Raw genomic sequence first — 20,355 nt, 5'->3', positions numbered from 1 at the left:
CCCCTACACCCGCTATCAAGCTACGCATCCTTGCGCCTTTGCCTACAACTAAGCCAGAATCCGCCCGCTTGTGCGCCTTGTCCCTGGGTTTTATTGTCTTCCTGCCACTGCCCATCAGTGGTCGGGTTTAGTAGCCCAGATGACATCCGGTTGCATGAGTCTCATCAGTTAGGCATTCGCCTGCACTCGATGGTGGCTGTGCGCATGGCGCCCTCGGGCGCGCCGGTTTTAGGTATGTCACCGGTCTACTAACCTGCGCACAGCCGCCACCCATCGTTTAGTAGCGAAATGGTTGCGGCCTAACTGAGAAGACATACCTATGTTCAAAATAACTCCGAATCCGCCAGACGCAGATTCCAGTTCTACCTCCGCAAAATCCAAAGCCAAGCAGCAAGACGAGACCACCAAACGGGTGCTCGATCATTACTTGCTACCGAAACCGGATAAATCCAAAGACGAGCCCAAACCGGGGCAGCTGTACGCCGTCGTGAAAGGCCTCGATAACGAATGCCTGCTCGCCAACCTCACTGAGACGTTGGCTTCGGCTGATGCGATGGTGAGTGATTTGGCGTTTGACCTGGAGGGATCAAGGCGTCACGTGGCGCAGGGGATTCAGCAGTTGATTGAGTTGAGTTCGTTGCTGGCGAATCGGGTGTTGGATAACGTGGAGCCGCGGCAGTAGGATTTTTCCGCCAACGAAAAACCCGACGTTTTGCGTCGGGTTTTGGTTCTTGGACGATTGAGTTTTCTCATGACGATTGAATATCACGATGCCCCTCGGATTTTCAGGCATCCGGAATTTGTAGCAATGCGACGGCGGATGCTCTATGAACCTCACATTGCTCCACTGACGGCCTATGTAGAGAGCCTTCGCGCCAAACACCCTGACTGGGAGTTTCAAGACTTTGACCCCATGGACGGCGGGGTAAATGCGGACACGCTCTTTTTGCTGGAAAAGCCCGGCCCCATGACGTCCCCTCAAGCGAAACGAAAGGGTTCTGGCTTTATCTCGCGTAACAACGATGACTCAACTGCAGAAGCTCTCTTCACCTTCTCCGAAGAGGCGGGAATCGACCGCGAGAGAAGGTGCTGTGGAACGTCATACCCGGATGGAATGGCACTATCAAGATAAAAGCTGGCGAAAGACGTGCTGGTATAGAGGAGCTGGCAAACCTCTTGACCCTGCTACCCAGACTCAAAACGGTGGTGCTGGTAGGCCCTCAAGCAGGAAAGGCTGCAAAGTTCATGCAATTAATGAGCGTGAAAATATTTACGTCTGCACATCCTTCACCCAAAGTCCGGAGTATGAGCCGGGCAATGTGGGATCTAATACCAGGAACATGGGCGGAGGCGAGCCGGGGTCAACGAGATAACGATTCGTAAACGAGTGTCGCGACCGGTTTGAAGGCCTCTTTTCCTAAGATTTTTGCTGTCGACGAATCAGAGCAAAGGGGATTTATACCTCAGATGACCCGTTCGTCTTCCTCGTCTGGCACCACCACGGCGCCAAAAGCATCATCCATGGCTTGATCGGAAATGTAATTGAACGTGCCGCGAGTTATTTTGTTGGCGCGGTTGGTTCGCGCTTCGATAAGGACGGCTTCATTGAGAATCATCCAAATCTGCTCGGCATCGTACCAACTGAAATGATTCATAAAGTGCGGAAAACCAAACTTCTGGTCTTGGGGGATCTGCCCTTGTCCCGTTCTGCTGCCGATTCTCGGCCCCCTAATGTTCGAGGACATAGGACTCCAAAAACTGTAGTGTTCATTGTTGTGTGCCCGACCTAGGCACACAAAGTAGTGCGGGGAGTTACCCCCCAGCACAGTAAATTCTCGCGCGGCGGTGTTGTAAGTGTTGAGGTCTTCGCTGGTCGAGGAAAACTCGGCGATATTTTGCGGGTTTAAGAAAAAAACCCGGCCACGTTTAATGTCTGCAAGTGTCGGCAGTGCCATACAAACTCCTGTGAGTTTAATCACCACACGTCTGGCGTGGCTCATTCAAGGCAAAACAACGCAGAAATCAGCCTAGTAGGCATTTCCTAAAACACAACATGAGGAATAAGGGGACAGGCATAAGGGGATTTATTTTCCGTAGCTTTGCCCCTTCAATAGCATTCGCATGGATGCTTGCTCCTGCTTGTCCACCTTCTGCGGGCCAAGCCAGAACCTGACCACCGCACCTCCAAGCCACGTATCCTCGCGCCTTTGCCTACAACTGCATCAGAATCCGCCGGCTTTGCAGCCTTGCCCTCGGGCGCTATCGTTCCTTACCACTGGCCGAGCCGGTATCGATGACACTCAGGAACGCTAGGAGCCCTCGAAAGTCATTGGCCCGGGAAGTGGGAGGAGGTCCACTCTCTTATCCGTGAAGGACGCTAATGTGGTCTAGCTCGGGCAAAGAAGCGCTGCTATCCACTCTCGTACACCGCCAATCTGCGGCCTTAATACCTGTAGTAAAAAGGAGGTTTACATCGCCATGGAAATCCAGGAAATCAAGCAACGCCTGGCCCGCCCCGCCGTGAAGCTCATTGCCGGCGGCTTTCGTCCTGCGGGCACCGATGAAGAAAGCTGGCTGGGCAATGTCTTCCTGTTCCGACCGGATGAAGAGGTGCCCACTAATCAGGCGGGGCAACAGTTGCTCCCCTATGCGCAGTTTTACCTGCCCGCCCTGCCCATCAACAGCCCTCTGCTAGCAGGCGTTCGTGTGCTGACGGTGTTCATTTCAAACCCGTTCCCCGAGCACTTTGAGCCGATGGGGGATAATTGGGTTATCCGCGAGTACGGGCCGGATGATGTGTTGGTGCGCAAGTCTCTGTCGGTGGCAGGCACATTCCTCAAACCCTTCCCACTGACAGCGCAAGCGGTGCCGGAGGACTTTCCATTGTGGGATGGCGGTGGTGTCCCGGAAGACCTTGAGCAAGCAATCCTCACGCTGGAACGCGCGGGCAAGATCCAGAGCTATTACGACTTGGTCACCCACACCTATGAACACAAGATCGGCGGTTACCCCTCGTTCTGCCAGTCGGGTGTTGATCCGGGTGAAGGCTTCGAGTTTGTGTTCCAGATCTCATCGGACTCGAAGATCAATCTGAACGTGGTCGACAGTGGGAGCCTGATGTTCTGGAAGCATAATGAAACTGGAGAGTGGGCGCTTTATTACGACTTTTACTAGGCGTCGGGGGGCGGATTTATTTTCAGGTTCAATCAGCCCCTTTCTTCCCTACACCAACCTCCTCAAACCGCCGCCGCTTCATGAACAACCCCATCCCTATCGGCACGGCAAAAACCGACAGCAACCCCAGATCAAACCCCAACAAGCGGGTCTGACCGGCCAAAACGCAGCCAACCGCACCCGCGACCACCATCACCACGCCTAGCCACTTGCGTAGCAGATACGGCTTGAGAAACTTATCGAGCAAAAAGGACAACACCAAGGCAATAACCAATTGAGTAATTTCGGACATGTACGGTTCCAGTCAGGTCTTGATGATCAGTATCGAGAGGGTGCGTTAGGGGCCGATGCCGCCGTTTACCTGCGCCTCGATGCTGACTAGCGCGTCACTACAGCGAGCGGATTGGGTTCAGATTGTTTCATTTTACTGGACCAGGGAGCGGGGAATGCCGGTCAGTTCAGCCGCAAAACCTGTGGGAGCAAAGCTTGCTCGCGATTGGGGCAGGTCTGTCGATAACGGGTTTGGCTGGTCTATCGCTATCGCGAGCAAGCTTTGCTCCCACAGATTTTGCGCTGGCTGAGCTTTTGGCGGATTGGCAGTGGATTGGGGGGCTTTTTTGTGAGTGCTTCGCACTGGAGCGCCAGCCCGGTCAAGCGGGAGCAAGCTCCCTCGCCACAAAAGCAGTTTTGTGTGAAGTCAGGGGTGGCGGTCCAGTTTTTTGAGGAACACGGTCATTTCTTTTTCGGCTTGTTTGTCGCCGTGGGCTCGGGCGGCTTCCAGGCCTTGTTGCCAGGCTTGGCGGGCTGCCGGTAGGTTGCCTTGGCCTTGGTGGGCCTTGCCTAGGAGTTTCCAGGCGGCTGAGTATTTGGGGTCGAATTCGACGCAGCGTTGGAGGTGTTCGGCGGCGCGGGGGAATTCGCCTAGGTCGAGGTAGCCCTTGCCCAGGCCGAAGCGCAGGAGGGCGTTGTCCATGCCCTTGGCGAGCATTTTTTCCAGGGAGTCGAGCATGGGGGCGTCCTTATCGGTTGTGTCAGGGGGTGATCGGTTGGCTGTTGGATAGCTATCGCGGGCAAGCCTTGCTTCCACAGAGACCCCCACAGGGACTTCCACAGAGGCTGGGCTGTGGAACATCTGTGGGAGCAAGGCTTGCCCGCGATGAGGCCCGATCCATCACCGCAAAGCCTGGATCAGAAGAAACTCAACCCCACATGGAACAGCTTCTCGACGTCGCGAATGTGCTTTTTGTCCACCAGGAACAGGATCACGTGGTCGCCGGTCTGGATCACGGTGTCGTCGTGGGCGATCAGCACTTGTTCGTCGCGGATGATCGCGCCGATGGTGGTGCCTGGCGGTAGGCCGATGTCGCGGATGGCTTTGCCGATCACTTTGCTGGACTTGGCATCGCCGTGGGCGATGGCCTCGATGGCTTCGGCCGCGCCGCGGCGCAGGGAGTGGACGCTGACGATGTCGCCGCGGCGCACGTGGGCCAGCAAGGTGCCGATGGTTGCCAGTTGCGGGCTGATGGCGATGTCGATGTCGCCGCCCTGGATCAGGTCGACGTAAGCCGGGTTGTTGATGATGGTCATGACCTTCTTCGCCCCCAGGCGCTTGGCCAGTAGCGACGACATGATGTTGGCTTCGTCGTCGTTGGTCAGGGCCAGGAAGATGTCGGCGTCGGCGATGTTTTCTTCCAGCAGCAGGTCGCGGTCCGAAGCACTGCCCTGCAGCACCACGGTGCTGTCGAGGGTGTCGGAGAGGTAGCGGCAGCGCGCCGGGTTCATCTCGATGATCTTGACCTGGTAGCGGCTTTCGATGGCTTCGGCCAGGCGCTCGCCGATCTGCCCGCCGCCAGCGATGACAATGCGCTTGTAGTTCTCGTCCAGGCGGCGCATTTCGCTCATGACCGCGCGAATATTCGCCTTGGCGGCGATGAAAAACACTTCGTCGTCGGCTTCGATGACCGTGTCGCCCTGGGGCAGGATCGGCCGGTCACGGCGGAAAATCGCCGCAACGCGGGTATCCACATTCGGCATGTGCTCGCGCAACTGACGCAGTTGCTGGCCCACCAGCGGCCCGCCGTAGTAGGCCTTGACCGCCACCAGTTGCGCCTTGCCTTCGGCAAAGTCGATCACCTGTAAGGCACCGGGATGCTCGATCAGGCGCTTGATGTAGTTGGTCACCACCTGCTCGGGGCTGATCAGCACGTCCACCGGGATCGCTTCGTTGTCGAACAGGTCGGCGCGGGTCAGGTAGGACGCTTCGCGCACCCGGGCGATCTTGGTCGGGGTGTGGAACAACGTGTGGGCGACCTGGCAGGCGACCATGTTGGTTTCGTCGCTGTTGGTCACGGCCACCAGCATGTCGGCGTCGTCGGCGCCAGCCTGGCGCAGTACCGTCGGCAACGAGCCGCGACCTTGCACGGTGCGGATGTCGAGTCGGTCGCCCAAGTCGCGCAGGCGTTCGCCGTCGGTGTCGACCACGGTGATGTCGTTGGCCTCGCTGGCCAGGTGTTCCGCCAGCGAACCGCCGACTTGTCCTGCGCCGAGGATGATGATTTTCATCCAGTCACTCCTATCGAATCGGTCTTAACCGCGTGCGGCGGCGATCTTGATCAGCTTGGCGTAGTAGAACCCGTCATGACCGCCTTCCTGGGCCAGTAACTGGCGGCCATGGGGCTGCTTCAGGCCGGCCTGGCTGGCAATGTCCAGCTCCCGGGCGCCTGGGGTGCGGGCGAGGAAGGCTTCGATCACTTCGGTGTTCTCGGTCGGCAAGGTCGAGCAGGTGGCGTAGAGCAGCATGCCGCCCACGTCCAGGGTTGGCCACAGGGCATCGAGCAGTTCGCCCTGCAACACGGCCAGCGCGGCAATGTCGTCCGGCTGGCGGGTGAGCTTAATGTCCGGATGGCGGCGGATCACGCCGGTGGCCGAGCATGGGGCGTCGAGGAGGATGCGCTGGAACGGCTTGCCGTCCCACCAGGTCGCGGTGTCGCGGCCGTCGGCGGCGATCAGCTCGGCCTCCAGGCCCAGGCGTTCGAGGTTTTCCTTCACGCGCACCAGGCGCTTGGCTTCCAGGTCCACCGCCACCACGCCGGCCAGCTTCGGCTCGGCCTCGAGGATGTGACAGGTCTTGCCGCCCGGTGCGCAGCAGGCGTCCAGCACCCGTTGGCCGGGCGCCAGTTCCAGCAAGTCGGCGGCCAGTTGGGCGGCTTCGTCCTGGACGCTGATCCAGCCCTCGGCAAAGCCCGGCAAGGCCCGTACGTCGCCCGGGGTTTCCAGGACGATGCCGTCGCGGCTGTACTGGCACGGGATGGCCGGGATGCCCGCCTCGCCCAGCAACGCCAGGTAGGCGTCGCGGGTATGGTGGCGACGGTTGACCCGCAGGATCATCGGCGGATGGGCATTGTTGGCCGCGCAGATGGCTTCCCATTGCTCGGGCCAGAAGGCCTTGAGGGATTTCTGCAACCAGCGCGGGTGCGCCGTGCGGACCACCGGGTCGTGCTCCAGCTCGGCCAGCAGGGTTTCGCTTTCCCGCTGGGCACGGCGCAACACGGCGTTGATCAGGGCCTTGGCCCAGGGCTTTTTCAGCTTGTCGGCGCAGCCCACGGTTTCGCCGATGGCGGCATGGGCCGGGACGCGGGTGTAGAGCAGTTGATAGAGCCCCACCAGCAGCAGCGCTTCGACGTCGGCATCGGCGGCCTTGAACGGCTTCTGCAGCAGCTTGGCCGCAAGGGCCGACAGCCGCGGCTGCCAGCGGGCGGTGCCGAACGCCAGGTCCTGGGTGAAACCGCGATCACGGTCTTCGACCTTGTCCAGTTGGGTCGGCAGAGAACTGTTGAGGGAGGCTTTGCCGCTGAGGACGGCGGCAAGTGCCTTGGCGGCGGCCAGACGTGGGTTCATGAGGCGTCCGTCGCTTGGCCGAGAACGGTGCCGACGGCAAATTTCTCACGGCGGCTGTTGAACAGGTCGCTGAAATTCAGTGCCTTGCCACCGGGCAGTTGCAGGCGCGTCAGGCACAGCGCCTGCTCGCCGCAGGCCACGATGAGGCCGTCCTTGCTGGCGCTGAGGATCTCACCCGGTGCGCCCTTCCCTTCGGCGTAACTCGCCGCCAGCACTTTCAGGGCTTCGCCGTTCAAGGTGCTGTGGCAGATCGGCCAAGGGTTGAAGGCCCGCACCAGGCGCTCCAGCTCAACGGCTGGGCGGCTCCAGTCGATGCGGGCTTCGTCCTTGTTCAGTTTGTGTGCATAGGTGGCGAGGCTGTCATCCTGCACTTCGCCTTGCAAGGTGCCAGCGGCCAGGCCGGCAATCGCCTCGACCACCGCTGGCGGGCCGATCAGCGCGAGGCGGTCGTGCAGGCTGCCACCGGTGTCGTCGGCGCTGATGGGCGTGCTGACCTTGAGCAGCATCGGCCCGGTGTCCAGGCCGGCTTCCATGCGCATCACGGTCACGCCGCTCTCGGCATCGCCCGCTTCCACGGCGCGCTGGATCGGCGCGGCACCGCGCCAGCGCGGCAGCAGCGAGGCGTGGCTGTTGATGCAACCCAGGCGCGGGATGTCCAGCACCACTTGCGGCAGGATCAGGCCGTAGGCGACCACCACCATCAAGTCCGGCTTGAGCGCCGCCAGTTCGGCCTGGGCTTGCGCATCGCGCAGGGTCGGCGGCTGCAACACCTCGATACCGTGCTCCAGGGCCAGCTGCTTGACCGGGCTGGGCATCAGTTTTTGCCCGCGACCGGCCGGCCGGTCCGGCTGGGTGTAGACCGCGACGATTTCATGGGGGCTGGCCAGCAGGGCCTTGAGGTGTTCGGCGGCAAATTCGGGAGTGCCGGCAAAGACGATGCGCAGTGGCTCAGTCATGGGTAGCTCTCAATTACAAAGCAGTCGCAAAAAGAAAAAGGCTTGCCGCGGCAAGCCTTTGAAGGGGGGCATCAAGCATTCTGGCGATGAAGTTTTTCCAGTTTTTTCTTGATGCGGTCACGCTTGAGGGTAGACAGGTAATCCACGAACAACTTGCCGTTGAGGTGGTCACACTCGTGCTGGATGCACACCGCCAGCAAACCTTCGGCGATCAGTTCATAAGGCTGGCCGTCACGGTCCAGGGCCTTGATCTTGACCTTCTGTGGGCGGTCGACGTTTTCGTAGAAGCCCGGTACCGAGAGGCAGCCTTCCTGGTATTGGTCCATCTCGTCGGTCAGGGTTTCGAACTCGGGGTTGATGAACACCCGCGGCTCGCTGCGGTCTTCGGAGAGGTCCATGACGACGATACGCTTGTGCACGTTGACCTGGGTCGCGGCGAGGCCGATGCCTGGCGCTTCATACATTGTTTCAAACATGTCATCGACCAACTGACGCACTTCGTCGTCCACTACGGCCACCGGTTTGGCGATAGTGCGCAGGCGCGGGTCCGGAAATTCGAGAATGTTCAAAATGGCCATAAGCTTGATAAATGCACGTGTGAGGTAAAGTCGGGTGGCTGGCCTGGCGTGTCTTGGGATGCAGGCTACCGTTGTAAAACGATGCGCTTGTGGAGAATAGCTCCTTAAGCAGCGAGCCACGGGGGCTCTGGCGTTTTACGCGAACGCACATAATAAAGGGATTCACCGCATGAGGAAATCACTACTCGCCCTGCTGCTCCTGGCCTCGGCCGGTATCGCGCACGGGCAAGTGCAACTTCGGGAAGGTTTTCCCCAGCAATACACGGTGGTGACGGGGGACACACTGTGGGACATTTCCGGCAAGTACCTGCGTGAACCGTGGAAATGGCCGGAGCTGTGGCAGGCCAACCCGCAGATCGAAAACCCCAACCTGATTTATCCGGGCGACACCCTGTCGCTGGTCTACGTCAACGGCCAGCCGCGCCTGACCCTCAATCGCGGCACCTCGCGCGGCACCATCAAGCTGTCGCCGCGCATTCGCAGTTCGCCAGTGGCCGACGCCATCCCGAGCATTCCGCTGCAAGCCATCAACAGCTTCCTGCTGAGCAACCGCATCGTCGACACGCCTGAAGATTTCAACAAGGCTCCCTACGTCGTCGCCGGCAATGCCGAACGGGTGCTCAGCGGCATGGGGGATCGGGTCTTTGCCCGTGGCTCGTTCGATACGAACCAGACGGCGTACGGCATCTTTCGCCAGGGCAAGGTCTACACCGACCCCGAGACCAAGGAATTCCTGGGCATCAACGCCGACGACATCGGCGGCGGCGAAGTGGTCGCCAGCGAGGGCGATGTCACCACCCTGGCCCTGCAACGCACCACCCAGGAAGTGCGCCTGGGTGATCGCCTGTTCAGTGGCGAAGAACGCTCGATCAACTCGACGTTCATGCCCAGCGCGCCGAAATCGGACATCCATGGGTTGATCCTGGACGTGCCGCGAGGCGTGACCCAGATCGGCGCGCTGGACGTGGTCACCCTGAACAAGGGCCGGCGCGACGGGCTGGCCGAAGGCAATGTGCTGGCGGTGATGAAGACCGGTGAAACCGTACGCGACCGTATCACGGGCGAGCGGGTGAAGATCCCCGACGAGCGGGCCGGCCTGCTGATGGTTTTCCGCACCTACGACAAGCTCAGCTATGGCCTGGTGCTGTACGCATCGCGCTCGTTGGCGGTGCTCGACAAGGTCCGTAATCCGTAACGGGTCTCACAAGTTACCAACAGAGTTATCCACAGCTTGTTCCCGTTTGAACGGGGCTCATAACGATCAAGGATTGATCACATGCCACTGCCTGAATCTGCGCCGGTTTCCCCTGCGGAACTGGAGGCCCGGCTACGCCTTCACCGCTTGCCGGAGCTGGGACCCAAACGTTTCATGACGCTGATGGAGGCCTTCGGCTCGGCCTCCAAGGCCATCAGTGCACCGGCCAGCGCCTGGCGCACGCTGGGCTTGCCGCTGGCCTGTGCCGAGGCGCGGCGCAACCCGGATGTGCGTGACGGCGCCGCCCATGCATTGGCCTGGCTGGAGCGTGCGGGCCAGCATTTACTGATGTGGGACCAACCCGACTACCCGGCGCTGCTGGCGCAGATCAGCGACGCGCCGCCGCTGCTGTTCGTCGCTGGCGACCCCTCGATCCTGGAAAAACCCCAGCTGGCGATGGTCGGCAGTCGCCGGGCATCACGCCCCGGCATGGACACTGCCGCGGCGTTTTCCCGCAGCCTGGCCGGGGCCGGTTTTGTCATCACCAGCGGCCTGGCCCTGGGCATCGATGCGGCGGCCCATCAGGCGGCGTTGGACGTTGGCGGGCGCACCGTCGGCGTGTTGGGCACCGGCCTGGAAAATTTTTATCCACAGCGCAATCGTCGGCTGGCGGACGCGATGATTGCCCAGGGCAGCGCGGTGTTGTCGGAGTTCCCGTTGGACGCGCCGCCCCATGCCAGCAACTTTCCGCGGCGCAACCGGATCATCAGCGGTTTGTCCCTGGGCGTGCTGGTGGTGGAGGCCAGTGTCGCCAGCGGTTCGCTGATCACCGCGCGACTGGCGGCGGAACAGGGCCGCGAGGTGTACGCCATTCCCGGATCGATCCATCACCCCGGGGCCCGGGGCTGCCATCAGTTGATCCGCGACGGTGCGGCGCTGGTGGAAACCGTCGAGCACATCCTCGAAGCGCTGCGCGGTTGGCAGCGGTTGTCGCCGGCCTCGGAGCCCGTGCCCGTCACCCATCCGCTGCTGCGCCTGCTGCATGCCGCGCCGCTGAGCAGTGAGGCGCTGGCCGACGCCAGTGGCTGGGGCTTGCCCAAAGTGCTGGCGGCGTTGACCGAACTGGAGATGGAAGGCCGCGCCACCTGTGACAACGGACGCTGGTTTGCGCGCTAGGTTTTATGGGGAAGATCGGTAAACTGCCCACAGCCTTATTTGCGTTGCGGGAGAATCTTTCATGGTCAACAGTTGGCGTGTGCAACAAGCCGCGCGAGAAATTCGCGCCGGGGCGGTGATTGCCTATCCAACCGAAGCGGTCTGGGGCCTGGGTTGTGACCCATGGAACGAAGAGGCGGTGGAACGCCTGCTGGCGATCAAGTCGCGGCTGCCCGACAAAGGCCTGATCCTGGTGGCTGACAACATCCACCAGTTCGACTTCCTGTTCGAAGACTTCCCCGAAACCTGGATGGACCGCATGGCCAGCACCTGGCCGGGACCCAATACCTGGCTGGTGCCGCACCAGAACCTGCTGCCGGAATGGATCACCGGGGTGCACGACACCGTCGCCCTGCGGGTCAGCGATCACCCCACCGTGCGCGATTTGTGCTCGCTGGTGGGACCGCTGGTGTCCACCTCGGCCAACCCCCAAGGACGCCCGGCGGCGCGCACGCGGATTCGCGTCGAGCAGTATTTCCGCGGACAGATCGACCTGGTGCTGGGCGGCAACCTGGGCGGGCGCAGGAACCCCAGCGTGATTCGCGACCTGGCTACTGGCAAGGTCGTGCGCCCGGACTGATACCGCGTCATCGTTCATCGCGGGCAAGCCTTGCTCCCACAGAGTAAAACCTGTGGGAGTGAGGCCTACTTTCACAGAGCATGGCCTGCGGGAGATCTGCCTCCACAGAGCATGGCCTGTGGGAGGCCTACCTCCACAGAGCATGGCCTGTGGGAGATCTACTTCCACAGAACATACCCTGTGGGAGATCTACTTCCACAGAACATACCCTGTGGGAGATCTACTTCCACAGAACATACCCTGTGGGAGATCTACTTCCACAGAACATACCCTGTGGGAGATCTACCTCCACAGAGCATGGCCTGTGGGAGATCTACTTCCACAGAACATACCCTGTGGGAGATCTACTTCCACAGAACATACCCTGTGGGAGCAAGGCTTGCCCGCGATGAGGCCATCACAAACACCCTGTAACTCAAGGCAGGAGAGTGGTCGACCCCGTCGTGCGCCGCGCCGACAACTCGGTATGGGCCTTGGCCGCTTCCGCCAGTGGGTAACGCTGGTTGATGTCCACCGTGAGTTTGCCGCTGGTGATCATTGCGAACAGTTCATCGGCCATGCGCTGCAGGTTTTCGGCGTTGTTGGCGTAAGTCGCCAGGGTCGGGCGGGTGACGTAGAGCGAGCCCTTGGCCGAGAGAATTCCCAGGTTCACCCCGTCCACCGCACCCGAGGCGTTGCCGAAGCTCACCACCAGGCCACGGGGGGCGACGCTGTCCAGCGACGTCAACCAAGTGTCCTTGCCAACCCCGTCGTACACCACGGGCACCTTTTTACCGTCAGTCAGTTCCAGCACCCGCTGTGCGACGTTTTCCTTGCTGTAGTCGATGGTTTCCCAAGCGCCGTGGGACTTGGCGATGGCGGCTTTTTCCGGCGAGCTGACGGTGCCGATCAGCTTCACACCCAAGGCCTTGGCCCACTGGCAGGCCAGGGAACCCACACCACCAGCGGCGGCGTGGAACAGAATGGTTTCGCCACCCTTGAGTTCATAGGTCTGGCGCAGCAGATACTGCACGGTCAGGCCCTTGAGCATCACGCCCGCCGCCTGTTCGAAACTGATGGATTCGGGCAGATGCACCAGGTTGGCCTCGGGCAACACATGCACATCACTGTAGGCCCCCAGCGGGCCGCTGCCGTACGCCACTCGATCGCCGACCTTGAACCGCGTGACGTCCGAGCCGATCGCTTCGACCACGCCCGCGCCTTCGGCGCCCAGGCCCGATGGCAATGCCGGTGGCGGATAAAGGCCGCTGCGGTAGTAGGTGTCGATGAAATTCAGGCCGATCGCCTTGTTGCTGACGCGCACCTGCTGCGGGCCGGGCTCGGCAGGCGAGTAATCGACGTACTCGAGCACTTCGGGACCGCCGTGGGAATTGAACTGGATACGTTTGGCCATCTTCACTTTCTCCTTGTCGCAGGACTTTTACCAAGCCCGCTATCGGACTCCTAAGCTTGACCGTCGTCAACTGTGGTGTGGGCAAGTGCGGTGGTATCCTGTGCGCCCATTTGCCACCGGCCCGCCATACGCCGCGTAGCGTAGCCCTGATCAAGGTGATGTCATGTCCACTCGCACCGAGGCCGTGAAAGCCTACCTGCTCGACCTGCAAGACCGTATCTGCACCGCCCTGGAAACCGAAGACGGCGGCACGCGCTTCGTCGAAGATGCCTGGACCCGGCCGGCCGGTGGTGGCGGTCGCACGCGGGTGATCGAGAACGGCACGGTGATCGAAAAGGGCGGCGTCAACTTTTCCCACGTCTTCGGCAGCGGCCTGCCACCCTCGGCCAGCGCCCATCGGCCAGAACTGGCCGGGCGCGGCTTCGAAGCCTTGGGCGTGTCGCTGGTGATCCACCCGCACAACCCGCACGTGCCAACCTCCCACGCCAACGTGCGTTTCTTCATCGCCGAAAAGGAAGGCGAAGAGCCGGTCTGGTGGTTTGGCGGCGGCTTCGATCTGACGCCTTACTACGGCGTCGAAGAAGACTGCGTCCATTGGCACCGTGTCGCCGAGCAGGCCTGCGCGCCGTTCGGCCCCGAGGTGTACCCGCGCTACAAGGCCTGGTGCGACAGCTATTTCCACCTCAAGCATCGCAACGAGCCCCGGGGCATCGGCGGCCTGTTTTTCGACGACTTGAACGCGTGGGATTTCGACACCTGCTTCGCCTTCATCCGCGCCATCGGCGACGCCTACATCGACGCGTACCTGCCGATCGTGCGCCGCCGCAAGCATGACGCGTTCACCGCCAAACAGCGGGAATTCCAGGAGTTTCGCCGTGGGCGCTACGTGGAGTTCAACCTGGTCTACGACCGCGGCACCCTGTTCGGGCTGCAATCGGGTGGACGTACCGAATCGATCCTGATGTCCCTGCCACCGCAAGTACGCTGGGGCTACGACTGGAAAGCCGAGCCGGGCAGCGAAGAAGCGCGGCTGACCGAGTACTTCCTGCAAGATCGCGATTGGCTGGCGACGGCCTGAACGAGGATTGTCCATGGACCGCTACGTTGTAATGGGTAACCCGATCGGCCACAGCAAGTCGCCGTTGATCCATCGCCTGTTTGCCGAGCAGACCGGGCAAACCCTGGACTACAGCACGCTGCTGGCGCCCCTGGAGGATTTCGCCGGTTGCGCCCGAGAATTTTTCCGCGAGGGACGTGGGGCAAACGTCACCGTGCCGTTCAAGGAAGACGCCTTCCGCCTGGCCGACAGCCTGACTGAACGGGCCCAGCGGGCCGGGGCGGTCAATACGTTGAGCAAACTGGCCGACGGTAGTCTGCTGGGTGACAACACCGACGGCGCCGGGCTGGTCCGGGACCTGACCGTCAATGCCGGCTTCAGCCTCAAGGGCAAGCGCATCCTGTTGCTCGGGGCCGGCGGCGCGGTGCGCGGCGCCCTGGAACCGCTGCTGGCCGAAGCGCCGGCCTCGGTGATCATCGCCAATCGCACGGTGGAAAAAGCCGAATTGCTGGCCGAGTTGTTCGCCGACCTGGGCCCGGTCTCCGCCAGCGGGTTCGACTGGCTGCAAGAGCCGGTGGACCTGATCATCAACGCCACTTCCGCGAGCCTGTCGGGGGATGTACCGCCGATTGCCGCCAGCCTGATCGAGCCCGGCAAGACGGTTTGCTACGACATGATGTATGGCAAGGAACCGACCTCGTTCTGCCGTTGGGCCAAGGAACACGGCGCGGCGGTGGCGATGGATGGCCTGGGCATGCTCGCCGAACAGGCGGGCGAAGCGTTCTACCTGTGGCGCGGGGTACGCCCGGACACCGCGCCAGTGCTGGCCGAGCTGCGCCGCCAGTTGGCGCTTTAAGCTGTTGTGGGAGCAAAGCTTGCTCGCGACGCAGGCGCCTCGGTTTCCAAAAGACCGCGTCGTATTCATCGCGAGCAAGCTTTGCTCCCACAAGTCCTCTTGCACCAAGTTTTGTGTACCTGAGCCCTTTCAGTCTTCGAAGTGAATCGGGCACTTCTGCGCCCCCTCCAGCTTCAACAACTCCTCCACCACCTGCGGCCGGGCCATGCGCAAGGTCAGGCTACGTCCTTGGCTGCGCAGGCGCCGGGCTTCCTGGTGGAGCATTTCCACCCCGGAATAATCGATGAAGTTGATCTGCTGGGCATCGATGACCACCCGCTGCGCCTGCAACCGTTGCAGGCGTGCTTGCAGGTAATGGCTGGCGCCGAAAAAGATCGAGCCGCCGACCCGCAGGATCTCCGCCTCCCCTTCGCGAAAATGCTGCACCCGCGGCTGTGAAGTGCGCTTGAGGTAAAAGAACAACGAGGCCAGTACGCCAGCGTAGATAGCGGTTTGCAGCTCCAGCAGCAACGTGGCCAGGCAGGTCAGGCCCATCACCACGAATTCGGCGCGGCTCACGCGGTACAACGCCCGGATACCGCGGTGGTCCACCAGCCCCCAGGCGATCAGCAAAATGCTGCCGGCCATGGCCGGAATCGGGATGTGCGCAATCAGGTTCGCCCCGGCGACCGCAAACAACGCCACCCACAAGGCCGAGAACACCCCGGCCAGGGGCGAGCAGGCCCCGGCTTCATAGCTGAGGCCGGAACGGGTAAAGGAACCGGCCGACAATGATCCGGAGAAAAATCCTCCAACAATGTTGGAAAGCCCCTGCGCCCTCACCTCCTGGTTCGCATCGAGCAATTGCCCGGAACGTACCGACAGCGAGCGGGCGATGGACAGGCTGGTGACCAGCCCGAGCATGCCCACCGCAACCGCACCGGGCAGCAGGCGCAGGATCAGCTCCAGGTCCAACGGCAACAACGTGAGCGGCGGCAGGCGCCCGGCAAAGGCACTGACCAGCGCCACATGCGCGAACATCGCCGGCCACAACCAGACCACCAGGCTGCTGATGACCAAAGTTATCAACAGGCTCGGCCAGCGCGGCAGCAAGCGCTTGAGCACCACGCCCAGGAGCAGGGTCCCCAACCCCAACAGCAGTGACGGCTTATCCACAGCCCCGATGTGGTCGACGAGCATCAGCAGCCCCCTCAGTGCCGTGGCTTCATTCGGCAGGTCGAGACCCAGCAGGTTCGGCAACTGCCCCAGGGCGATGACCACCGCCGCGCCCAGGGTGAACCCCAGCACCACCGAATGGGAGACGAAGTTCACCAGCGCCCCGAAACGCAACAAGCCCAGCAACCATTGGAAAATGCCTGCCAACACCGTCAGCAGCAGGATCAAGGTGATGTAGTCCTGGCTGGCGGGCACGGCCAGCGGACTGACGGTGGCGTACAAGACGATGGAAATCGCCGCCGTGGGCCCGCAGATCAGGTGCCACGACGAACCCCACAGGCAGGCGATCAGCACCGGCACGATCGCCGCGTACAAGCCGTATTCCGGTGGCAAACCGGCAATCAGGGCGTAGGCAATGGACTGCGGCAACGCGAGAATCGCGCCGCTCAGGCCGACGATCAGGTCACGGCCGACACTGGCGCGGGTCTGCCGGGGCAGCCAGCTCAGGAAAGGCAAGAGTGAACGGCGCGTGGGGATTGCCATGGGGCCTCAGGGATGGGGTTTGCAAACAAGGGTATCAGGACAAGGCACCGTTCTCCCTGTGGCGAGGGGATTTATGTGGGAGCAAAGCTTGCTCGCGAAACAGGCACCTCGGTCTCTGAAAGACCGAGTCGTCTTCATCGCGGGCAAGCCTTGCTCCCACAATAATCCCCTTGCAACAGTGCTCCGCCGTCAGAGCTTGGCCTTCACCGCCACCAGCGCATCCTTGCCATCGAGGGTCTTGACACCGTCCAGCCATTTATCCAGGACCGCCGGGTTGGCCTTGATCCAGGCCTTGGCCGCATCGGCGTTGCTGACCTTGTTGTTCACCACCTCAGACATGATGCTGTTTTCCATGTCCTGGGTGAAGCTCAGGTTGGTCAGCAGCTTGCCCACATTCGGGCAGGCCTGTGCATAACCCTTGCGCGTCAGGGTGTAGACACTGCCCGTGTCGCCGAAGTATTTCTCGCCGCCCTTGAGGTAGTGCATTTTCAATTGCACGTTCATCGGGTGCGGGGTCCAGCCGAGGAAGGTCACGAACTTCTGTTTCTTCACCGCCCGAGAGACTTCCGCCAGCATCGCCTGCTCGCTGGATTCCACCAGTTTCCACTCGCCCATGCCGAAGTCATTGGTCTTGATGATTTCTTTCAGGGAGAGGTTGGCCGGAGCGCCAGAGCCGATACCGTAGATCTTCTTGTCGAACTTGTCGGCGAATTTGTTCAGGTCGGCAAAGTTATGCACACCGGCGTCCCAGACGTAGTCCGGGACCGCCAGGGTGAACTCGGTGCCGTCCAGGTTCTTGGCCAATTGCGTGACGTCGCCATTGGCGACGAACTTGTCATAGAAACCCTGCTGCGCCGGCATCCAGTTACCCAAAAACACATCCACCTGGCCATCCTTGAGGCCACCGAAGGTGATCGGCACCGCGAGGGTGTCGACCTTGGCCTTGTAGCCCATCCCATCCAGCAGGAAACCGGTGATGGCATTGGTGGCGGCGATATCGCTCCAGCCCGGGTCGGCCATCTTCACCGTTTCGCAGCTTTGCTCGGCCCAGGCCGAAACACTGCTCAACGCCAACAGCCCAGCGGTCAGTACTGTGGATAACTTTTGCATGGCTTGCCCCTTACGTTATTGGTTTTGGCAGGGTTGTGGATAACGGGCCTTGCGCTCCAGATCGTCGAGGTCGATGTGGTTACGCATGTACTGCTGGCTGGCGTCCACCAGCGGCTGGTGATCCCAGCTCTTGAGTTTGCCCAGGCTCAACGCCTGGGCGACAAAACGGCGGCGTCGCTGGCTGGCGAGCACCTGTTGATGAATCGTCGGGATGTCCCACTTGGCACGCGCCTCGGCGAGAAAATCGGCGAACAAGGATTGATGCTCAGGGGATTGGCGGAGATTTTCCAGTTCCTTGGGATCGTTGCGTACGTCGAACAGCAGGCACGGGTCATCTTCGCTGTAGATGAATTTCCACGGGCCGCGACGGATCATCATCAACGGGCTGATGGTGCCTTCGGCCATGTATTCACCGAAGACTTCGTCATGCCCGCCCTGCCCTTGCAGATGCGGCACCAGCGAACGGCCATCCAGCGGCAGGCCCGGTTCCAGCGTGCCACCGGCCAGCTCGACCAGGGTCGGCAGTAAATCGGCGGTGGACACCGCCGCGCCCACCCGGCCGCTGGCGAACTGCCCCGGCGAACTGATCAGCAACGGCACGCGGGCGGCCATTTCGAACCAGTGCATTTTGTACCAGAGGCCCTTTTCGCCGAGCATGTCCCCGTGATCGCCGGAGAATACGATGATCGTGTCGTCCAGTAGACCGGTGTCTTCCAGGGTTTGCAGGAGCTTGCCGACGTTGCTGTCGATGTAGCTGCACGCGCCGAAATAGGCGCGGCGGGCATCGCGAATCTTATCCACAGGCAGTGGTTTGTCCCACAGGTCATAAACCTTCAGCAGCCGCTGGGAATGGGGATCGAGCGCCGTTTGCGCCGGGGTCTGCGGCAAAGGGATGTCGTTGTCGTCATACAAATCCCAGAACGCCTTGGGAATCGTGTACGGGTCGTGTGGGTGGGTCATCGATACGGTGAGGCAAAACGGCTGGTCACCGTCCTCGCGAATGTGGTCGAACAGGTACTGCTGGGCCTTGAACACCACTTCTTCATCGAAATCCAGCTGGTTGGTGCGCACGCACGGCCCGGCCTGCAACACCGACGACATGTTGTGGTACCAACTCGGCCGCACGTCCGGTTCGTCCCAGTTCACCGCCCAGCCGTAATCGGCCGGGTAAATGTCGCTGGTCAGGCGCTCCTCGTAGCCGTGCAGTTGGTCCGGCCCGCAAAAGTGCATCTTGCCGGACAACGCCGTGCGGTAGCCGAGGCGGCGCAGGTAATGGGCGTAAGTCGGCACGTCCGCCGGGAAATCCGCCGCGTTGTCGTACGCACCGATCTTGCTCGGCAACTGGCCGCTCACCAGGGTAAAACGCGACGGAGCGCACAGCGGGCTGTTGCAATAGGCGGCATCGAACACCACGCCCTCAGAGGCGAGGCGCGACAGGTTCGGCAGCTTGATCGGCGAAGGACCGTAGATCGGCAACATTGGCGCGGCCATTTGATCGGCCATGATGAAAAGAATGTTCTTGCGCTTCATGTATTCGCGGCATTCCATAGTAGGCAGTTATGCGACATTGCTGCGATTGAGCATGTAGCCCCCGGGTTTTGGGGTAAAGCCCATGCAGGATAATGACTAGGATAAGCACAGCTTATGTATGACGCCCTGGGTAACCTGTCCCTGGAACTGTTCCGTGCCTTTGAAGCCGCAGCTCGCCAGCAAAGCTTTACGGCGGCAGCGATTGAGCTGGGCACCACGCAACCGGCCATCAGCCAGCAGATCAAGCGCCTGGAAGAGCAACTGGGTACGCGGTTGTTCGACCGCATCTACCGCGGCATCGAACTGACCGAGGCCGGGACGATCCTGTTCGAGCAGGTCCAGGCCGGCTTGCAAAGCATCGATGCCGGGCTGAGCGCAATCACCGCCCAGCACCAGCATGAAGTGCTGCAAGTGGCCACGGACTTCGCCTTCGCCGCCTATTGGCTGATGCCGCGCTTGCATCGCTTTCACGCCGCCAACCCCCAGGTGGACGTCAGCCTGGTGACCAGCGAACGCAACCACAACATGCTGCGCACCGATATCGACGTTGCGGTGCTGTTCGGCGACGGTCGCTTCAAACAAGGTGAAAGTCGTTGGTTGTTCAGCGAAGAAGTCTTTCCTGTGTGCAGTCCGCTGCTGCTCAAGGATCGTCCCCTGCCCTTGTCCGCCCAGGCCTTGGCGGAGTTTCCGTTGCTGCACCTGCGCGCGGGCAACAGCAACAGCTGGTTCGACTGGAGCGGCGTATTCCGCGAGCTGGGCATCACCTCACCGCCGGCGCCCGGGCAACTGCGCTTCGACAACTACACACTGCTCATCCAGGCGGCGATTGGCGGCCAGGGCGTCGCCATCGGCTGGCGGCACCTTGTGGATAACTTATTGGCCCAGGGGCTGCTGTGTCGTCCTATCGCTGAAACGGTGCTGTCGCGGCTGGGGTATTACGTGGTCTTGCCCCAACGTAAACGCCGCGGTGTGTTGATCAGGCAATTCGTCGATTGGCTGATGGAAGAACAGGCCAACAGTGCAGAATCGCTCACGGGGCTGCCGTTGCCGTCGATTGCTGTTTGAGTGCGTGGGTAGATGATGGTTTTTTTGGGGCCGCTTCGCAGCCCAGCGGGG

General features: G+C 61.4%; 20 protein-coding genes. 9 read left to right on the top strand and 11 right to left on the bottom strand.

What is annotated here, in order from left to right; genetic code table 11:
- Positions 1-319: 319 nt before the first annotated feature.
- Entirely contained in the window at positions 320-682 is a 363-nt protein-coding gene (locus B0E42_RS18555; RefSeq protein ID WP_053177418.1) for a DUF6124 family protein, read from the top strand.
- A gap of 69 nt (positions 683-751) precedes the next feature.
- Complete coding sequence (locus B0E42_RS31515; protein ID WP_253278516.1) at positions 752-1,132, top strand: hypothetical protein; 381 nt, start codon at positions 752-754, stop codon at positions 1,130-1,132.
- Positions 1,133-1,463: 331 nt separating this feature from the next.
- Here B0E42_RS31515 and B0E42_RS18545 read toward each other — a convergent pair whose 3' ends face one another.
- Complete coding sequence (locus tag B0E42_RS18545) at positions 1,464-1,955, bottom strand: hypothetical protein (RefSeq protein WP_053177416.1); 492 nt, start codon at positions 1,953-1,955, stop codon at positions 1,464-1,466.
- Positions 1,956-2,478: 523 nt separating this feature from the next.
- On the opposite strand from B0E42_RS18545, the gene B0E42_RS18540 reads away from it, so the two are divergent.
- Positions 2,479-3,174 carry a DUF1963 domain-containing protein gene (locus B0E42_RS18540; protein WP_077507002.1) on the top strand — a complete coding sequence of 232 codons (696 nt, stop codon included), beginning with the start codon at positions 2,479-2,481 and terminating at the stop codon, positions 3,172-3,174.
- Between the two features lie 28 nt (positions 3,175-3,202).
- Here the strand turns inward: B0E42_RS18540 and B0E42_RS18535 are convergent, their stop codons facing one another.
- The 6 genes from B0E42_RS18535 to def all read right to left on the bottom strand — a co-directional run bounded on the left by B0E42_RS18535 (position 3,203) and on the right by def (position 8,605).
- Entirely contained in the window at positions 3,203-3,466 is a 264-nt protein-coding gene (locus B0E42_RS18535) for a hypothetical protein (protein ID WP_077507001.1), read from the bottom strand.
- Positions 3,467-3,871: 405 nt separating this feature from the next.
- Entirely contained in the window at positions 3,872-4,183 is a 312-nt protein-coding gene (locus tag B0E42_RS18530) for a tetratricopeptide repeat protein (protein ID WP_053177412.1), read from the bottom strand.
- A 179-nt stretch (positions 4,184-4,362) separates the two neighbouring features.
- Entirely contained in the window at positions 4,363-5,736 is a 1,374-nt protein-coding gene (gene trkA, locus B0E42_RS18525; RefSeq protein ID WP_014335854.1) for a Trk system potassium transporter TrkA, read from the bottom strand.
- Between the two features lie 24 nt (positions 5,737-5,760).
- The gene (rsmB, locus tag B0E42_RS18520) at positions 5,761-7,071 is read right to left on the bottom strand and encodes a 16S rRNA (cytosine(967)-C(5))-methyltransferase RsmB (protein ID WP_077507000.1); all 1,311 of its coding nucleotides are present in this window, start codon (positions 7,069-7,071) and stop codon (positions 5,761-5,763) included.
- Complete coding sequence (gene fmt, locus B0E42_RS18515; protein WP_077506999.1) at positions 7,068-8,027, bottom strand: methionyl-tRNA formyltransferase; 960 nt, start codon at positions 8,025-8,027, stop codon at positions 7,068-7,070. The genes rsmB and fmt overlap by 4 nt, the downstream gene beginning before the upstream one ends.
- A gap of 71 nt (positions 8,028-8,098) precedes the next feature.
- A complete protein-coding gene (def, locus tag B0E42_RS18510) occupies positions 8,099-8,605 on the bottom strand; it encodes a peptide deformylase (protein ID WP_003196300.1) in 507 nt (168 codons plus the stop codon).
- A gap of 169 nt (positions 8,606-8,774) precedes the next feature.
- On the opposite strand from def, the gene B0E42_RS18505 reads away from it, so the two are divergent.
- The 3 genes from B0E42_RS18505 (at position 8,775) to B0E42_RS18495 (ending at position 11,595) form a co-directional block, all read left to right on the top strand.
- Positions 8,775-9,800 carry a LysM peptidoglycan-binding domain-containing protein gene (locus B0E42_RS18505; RefSeq protein WP_018603589.1) on the top strand — a complete coding sequence of 342 codons (1,026 nt, stop codon included), beginning with the start codon at positions 8,775-8,777 and terminating at the stop codon, positions 9,798-9,800.
- An 81-nt stretch (positions 9,801-9,881) separates the two neighbouring features.
- On the top strand, positions 9,882-10,976 hold the full coding sequence (gene dprA, locus B0E42_RS18500) for a DNA-processing protein DprA (protein WP_077506998.1): 1,095 nt from the start codon (positions 9,882-9,884) through the stop codon (positions 10,974-10,976).
- 61 nt (positions 10,977-11,037) lie between these two features.
- The gene (locus B0E42_RS18495; RefSeq protein WP_018603585.1) at positions 11,038-11,595 is read left to right on the top strand and encodes an L-threonylcarbamoyladenylate synthase; all 558 of its coding nucleotides are present in this window, start codon (positions 11,038-11,040) and stop codon (positions 11,593-11,595) included.
- Between the two features lie 415 nt (positions 11,596-12,010).
- On the opposite strand, the gene B0E42_RS18490 is transcribed toward B0E42_RS18495, so the two are convergent.
- Positions 12,011-12,988, bottom strand: coding sequence for an NADPH:quinone reductase (locus B0E42_RS18490; RefSeq protein ID WP_077506997.1), 978 nt, complete (start codon positions 12,986-12,988; stop codon positions 12,011-12,013).
- 163 nt (positions 12,989-13,151) lie between these two features.
- Here B0E42_RS18490 and hemF point away from each other — a divergent pair, with 163 nt between their 5' ends.
- Together hemF and aroE are read left to right on the top strand one after the other, a co-directional pair.
- Positions 13,152-14,066 (top strand): oxygen-dependent coproporphyrinogen oxidase, encoded by a 915-nt coding sequence (hemF, locus tag B0E42_RS18485; protein ID WP_077506996.1) that lies wholly within the window; start codon positions 13,152-13,154, stop codon positions 14,064-14,066.
- 13 nt (positions 14,067-14,079) lie between these two features.
- Entirely contained in the window at positions 14,080-14,901 is an 822-nt protein-coding gene (gene aroE / locus B0E42_RS18480; RefSeq protein ID WP_077506995.1) for a shikimate dehydrogenase, read from the top strand.
- A 129-nt stretch (positions 14,902-15,030) separates the two neighbouring features.
- Here the strand turns inward: aroE and B0E42_RS18475 are convergent, their stop codons facing one another.
- The 3 genes from B0E42_RS18475 to betC form a co-directional block, all read right to left on the bottom strand.
- Entirely contained in the window at positions 15,031-16,599 is a 1,569-nt protein-coding gene (locus tag B0E42_RS18475; protein ID WP_077506994.1) for a SulP family inorganic anion transporter, read from the bottom strand.
- 189 nt (positions 16,600-16,788) lie between these two features.
- Positions 16,789-17,709, bottom strand: coding sequence for a choline ABC transporter substrate-binding protein (choX, locus tag B0E42_RS18470; protein ID WP_077506993.1), 921 nt, complete (start codon positions 17,707-17,709; stop codon positions 16,789-16,791).
- A 15-nt stretch (positions 17,710-17,724) separates the two neighbouring features.
- Positions 17,725-19,239 carry a choline-sulfatase gene (gene betC, locus B0E42_RS18465; RefSeq protein WP_077506992.1) on the bottom strand — a complete coding sequence of 505 codons (1,515 nt, stop codon included), beginning with the start codon at positions 19,237-19,239 and terminating at the stop codon, positions 17,725-17,727.
- A gap of 114 nt (positions 19,240-19,353) precedes the next feature.
- On the opposite strand from betC, the gene B0E42_RS18460 reads away from it, so the two are divergent.
- Positions 19,354-20,304: a LysR family transcriptional regulator gene (locus B0E42_RS18460; protein WP_024617332.1), complete on the top strand. Its 951-nt coding sequence runs from the start codon at positions 19,354-19,356 to the stop codon at positions 20,302-20,304.
- Positions 20,305-20,355: the final 51 nt, after the last annotated feature.

This window comes from Pseudomonas sp. A25(2017) (assembly GCF_002001065.1).
GTDB classification, from domain to species: Bacteria; Pseudomonadota; Gammaproteobacteria; order Pseudomonadales; family Pseudomonadaceae; genus Aquipseudomonas; species Aquipseudomonas kilonensis.
The sequence above is the reverse complement of the archived record's forward strand: the minus strand, read 5'-3'. Positions and strand labels throughout refer to the sequence as shown.

Excerpts from the sequence above, each read along its gene's own strand:
- rsmB (WP_077507000.1), bottom strand. The coding sequence starts at position 7,071 with ATGAACCCACGTCTGGCCGCCGCCAAGGCACTTGCCGCCGTCCTCAGC.
- B0E42_RS18535 (WP_077507001.1), bottom strand. The coding sequence starts at position 3,466 with ATGTCCGAAATTACTCAATTGGTTATTGCCTTGGTGTTGTCCTTTTTG.
- B0E42_RS18460 (WP_024617332.1), top strand. The coding sequence starts at position 19,354 with ATGTATGACGCCCTGGGTAACCTGTCCCTGGAACTGTTCCGTGCCTTT.
- choX (WP_077506993.1), bottom strand. The coding sequence starts at position 17,709 with ATGCAAAAGTTATCCACAGTACTGACCGCTGGGCTGTTGGCGTTGAGC.
- def (WP_003196300.1), bottom strand. The coding sequence starts at position 8,605 with ATGGCCATTTTGAACATTCTCGAATTTCCGGACCCGCGCCTGCGCACT.
- fmt (WP_077506999.1), bottom strand. The coding sequence starts at position 8,027 with ATGACTGAGCCACTGCGCATCGTCTTTGCCGGCACTCCCGAATTTGCC.
- betC (WP_077506992.1), bottom strand. The coding sequence starts at position 19,239 with ATGAAGCGCAAGAACATTCTTTTCATCATGGCCGATCAAATGGCCGCG.
- B0E42_RS18505 (WP_018603589.1), top strand. The coding sequence starts at position 8,775 with ATGAGGAAATCACTACTCGCCCTGCTGCTCCTGGCCTCGGCCGGTATC.
- B0E42_RS18555 (WP_053177418.1), top strand. The coding sequence starts at position 320 with ATGTTCAAAATAACTCCGAATCCGCCAGACGCAGATTCCAGTTCTACC.
- trkA (WP_014335854.1), bottom strand. The coding sequence starts at position 5,736 with ATGAAAATCATCATCCTCGGCGCAGGACAAGTCGGCGGTTCGCTGGCG.
- B0E42_RS31515 (WP_253278516.1), top strand. The coding sequence starts at position 752 with ATGACGATTGAATATCACGATGCCCCTCGGATTTTCAGGCATCCGGAA.
- B0E42_RS18490 (WP_077506997.1), bottom strand. The coding sequence starts at position 12,988 with ATGGCCAAACGTATCCAGTTCAATTCCCACGGCGGTCCCGAAGTGCTC.
- B0E42_RS18540 (WP_077507002.1), top strand. The coding sequence starts at position 2,479 with ATGGAAATCCAGGAAATCAAGCAACGCCTGGCCCGCCCCGCCGTGAAG.
- hemF (WP_077506996.1), top strand. The coding sequence starts at position 13,152 with ATGTCCACTCGCACCGAGGCCGTGAAAGCCTACCTGCTCGACCTGCAA.
- B0E42_RS18495 (WP_018603585.1), top strand. The coding sequence starts at position 11,038 with ATGGTCAACAGTTGGCGTGTGCAACAAGCCGCGCGAGAAATTCGCGCC.
- B0E42_RS18545 (WP_053177416.1), bottom strand. The coding sequence starts at position 1,955 with ATGGCACTGCCGACACTTGCAGACATTAAACGTGGCCGGGTTTTTTTC.
- aroE (WP_077506995.1), top strand. The coding sequence starts at position 14,080 with ATGGACCGCTACGTTGTAATGGGTAACCCGATCGGCCACAGCAAGTCG.
- B0E42_RS18530 (WP_053177412.1), bottom strand. The coding sequence starts at position 4,183 with ATGCTCGACTCCCTGGAAAAAATGCTCGCCAAGGGCATGGACAACGCC.
- dprA (WP_077506998.1), top strand. The coding sequence starts at position 9,882 with ATGCCACTGCCTGAATCTGCGCCGGTTTCCCCTGCGGAACTGGAGGCC.
- B0E42_RS18475 (WP_077506994.1), bottom strand. The coding sequence starts at position 16,599 with ATGGCAATCCCCACGCGCCGTTCACTCTTGCCTTTCCTGAGCTGGCTG.